At 59.9% G+C, this 3,155-nt stretch carries 2 protein-coding genes; both read left to right on the top strand.

Annotated elements, in window-relative coordinates:
- Positions 1–182 precede the first annotated feature (182 nt).
- Positions 183–2,879 carry a pyruvate dehydrogenase (acetyl-transferring), homodimeric type gene (gene aceE, locus HLUSI_RS0119585; protein ID WP_016835561.1) on the top strand — a complete coding sequence of 899 codons (2,697 nt, stop codon included), beginning with the start codon at positions 183–185 and terminating at the stop codon, positions 2,877–2,879.
- A gap of 150 nt (positions 2,880–3,029) precedes the next feature.
- The coding region (locus tag HLUSI_RS31890; protein ID WP_157137926.1) for a biotin/lipoyl-containing protein at positions 3,030–3,155 on the top strand (126 nt) is incomplete at its 3' end.

Genomic DNA, 3,155 nt, shown 5'->3' with positions numbered 1-3,155 from the left:
ATTTGAAAATTAAAAAAGCCCTGTTAAAATGCCTCGTCCACGCGGCGCAAAGACCGTAAAGTATTGGCATAAAGAATCCAAAAAAAATCGTGTTACGGCGTATTTGCAGCTTGAACAAGCGCCGTAGTGCAGCTTAACGATCCGGCCTCCCCGCCGATCCCCTTCAACTCAGGAGACGTACCATGTCAGCCCAAATCGACCAAGTCCTGGCGCAAGCCGCCAACGATCCCGATGTGATTGAAACGCAAGAGTGGCTCGACGCCCTCGAAGCCGTGATCGAAGCCGAAGGCCCTGAACGCGCACACTACCTGATGGAGCGCATGGTCGATCTGGCCCGCCGCCGCGGCGCCCACATCCCGTTCTCCAGCAATACCGCCTACGTCAACACCATTCCTGCCGATCAGGGCGAACACTGCCCCGGCAACCTGGAAATCGAAGAACGCCTGCGCTCGTGGATGCGCTGGAACGCCATGGCGATGGTGGTCAAGGCCAACCGCGTCGACGGCGACCTGGGTGGCCACTTGTCCTCGTTTGCCTCGCTGGCGAACATGCTGGGCATCGGCTTCAACCACTTCTGGCACGCCCCGACCGAAGACCACGGCGGCGACCTGCTGTACATCCAGGGCCATTCCTCGCCAGGCATTTATGCCCGCGCATTCCTGGAGGGCCGCCTGACTGAAGACCAACTGATCCACTTCCGCCGCGAAGCCGACGGTCACGGTCTGTCGTCGTATCCGCATCCGAAGCTGATGCCTGAGTTCTGGCAGTTCCCGACCGTGTCGATGGGCCTGGGCCCGCTGATGGCGATTTACCAGGCGCGTTTCCTGAAATACCTGCACGCACGCGGCATCGCCAAGACTGATAACCGCAAGGTCTGGGCCTTCTGCGGCGACGGTGAAATGGACGAGCCGGAATCGATGGGCGCCATCGGCATGGCCGGCCGTGAAAAGCTGAACAACCTGGTCATCGTGGTCAACTGCAACCTGCAACGCCTGGACGGTCCGGTGCGCGGCAACGGCAAGATCATCCAGGAGCTGGAGTCCGATTTCCGCGGCGCCGGCTGGAATGTCGTCAAGGTCATCTGGGGCAGCGGCTGGGACGAGCTGCTGGCCAAGGACAAGGAAGGCATCCTGCAAAAAGTGATGATGGAAACCGTCGACGGCGAATATCAGAACTACAAGGCCAAGGATGGCGCGTTCGTGCGCAAGCACTTCTTCGGCAAGCATCCGAAGCTGCTGGAAATGGTCAGCAAGATGTCCGACGACGACATCTGGCGCCTGACCCGCGGCGGCCACGATCCGCACAAGATCTACGCAGCGTTCAAGGTTGCGCAGGACAGCAAGGATCAACCGACCGTTATCCTGGCCAAGTCCATCAAGGGCTATGGTTTCGGTAAATCCGGCGAAGCACGCAACACCGCACACAACACCAAGAAACTGGACGACGAAGCCATCAAGGCCATGCGCGACCGTTTCCAACTGCCGATCTCCGACGCCGACTTGCCGAGCATTCCGTTCTTCAAGCCGTCCGAAGACACGCCGGAAATGCAATACCTGCACGAGCGCCGCAAAGCACTGGGCGGCTATCTGCCGCAACGCCGTCCGCAAGCTGACGAAAAACTGGTGGTGCCTGAACTGTCGGCATTCCAGGTCATGCTGGAACCGACCGCCGAAGGCCGTGAAATCTCGACCACCGCAGCGTACTCGCGCGTGCTGACCGCGCTGCTGCGCGACAGCAGCCTGGGCCAGCGCGTGGTGCCGATCATGGTCGACGAATCGCGCACGTTCGGCATGGAAGGCCTGTTCCGCCAGATCGGCATCTTCAGCCAGGTCGGTCAGCTGTACGAACCGGTCGACAAGGACCAGGTCATGTACTACCGCGAAGACAAGGCCGGCCAGATTCTGCAAGAAGGCATCAATGAAGCGGGCGGCATGAGCTCGTGGATCGCTGCGGCGACCTCGTACTCGACCAACAACCGCATCATGATTCCGTTCTACACGTATTACTCGATGTTCGGCCTGCAACGTATCGGCGATCTGGCCTGGGCTGCCGGCGACATGCGCGCCCGCGGCTTCCTGATCGGCGGCACCGCCGGCCGCACCACACTGAACGGCGAAGGCCTGCAGCACGAAGACGGCCACAGCCACGTGTTTGCTTCGGCAATCCCGAACTGCGTGCCTTACGATCCGACCTTCGCCCACGAAGTCGCCGTGATCATCCATGACGGCCTGCGCCGCATGGTCGGCAACCAGGAAGACGTGTTCTATTACATCACCGTGATGAACGAGAACTACGCTCACCCCGGCATCAAGCCAGGCCAGGAAGAGGGCATCATCAAGGGCCTGTATCTGTTGAACGAAGGCGGCAAGAAGAACAAGCTGCGCGTGCAACTGCTGGGCTCCGGCACTATCCTGCGCGAAGTCATCGCCGCCGCCGATCTGCTGCGCGACGACTGGAAGGTCGACGCCGACGTCTGGTCCGCACCGTCGTTCACACTGTTGGCGCGCGACGGCCAGGATTCGGAACGCTGGAACATGCTGCATCCGGCCGAAGCTGCCCGCAAGAGCCACTTCGAGCAATCGATGGAAGGCACCGAAGGCCCGATCGTGGTGTCGACCGACTACATGCGCACCTACGCCGAGCAAGTCCGCGCCTTCGTACCGAAGGGCCGTACTTACAAGGTGCTGGGCACCGACGGTTACGGCCGTTCCGACACCCGCGCCAAGCTGCGCGAATTCTTCGAAGTCGACCGTCACTATGTGACCGTGGCTGCGCTGAAGTCGCTGGCGGACGAAGGCAAGATCAAGCCTTCCGTGGTTGCCGAAGCGATCGCCAAATACGGCATCAATCCGGAAAAACCGAATCCAGTGACCCAATAATTCGGGAATCTGCGGGACCTGAACCATCAGCGAGGCGGCTTGTCATGACATACTGATGTCGGCAGGCCGCCTTCAACATGTGGACACAATTTCCGGCGTGGCATCAGCGCGATGCAACGCACCGGATCCAGAACAAACGGAGCACGAGAGATGAGTCAAATCGAAGTAAAAGTACCGGATATTGGCGATTTCAAGGAAGTCGAAGTCATTGAAGTCCTGGTCAAGGTAGGCGATACCATCAAAGTCGAACAATCCCTGCTGACGGTCGAATCCGAC

Source organism: Herbaspirillum lusitanum P6-12 (genome assembly GCF_000256565.1).
In the GTDB taxonomy this organism is placed as follows: Bacteria; Pseudomonadota; Gammaproteobacteria; order Burkholderiales; family Burkholderiaceae_D; genus Herbaspirillum; species Herbaspirillum lusitanum.
This window is presented reverse-complemented; position numbering and strand designations above follow the sequence as displayed.

Coding starts and splice junctions, on each gene's coding strand:
- aceE (WP_016835561.1), top strand. CDS start 183: ATGTCAGCCCAAATCGACCAAGTCCTGGCGCAAGCCGCCAACGATCCC.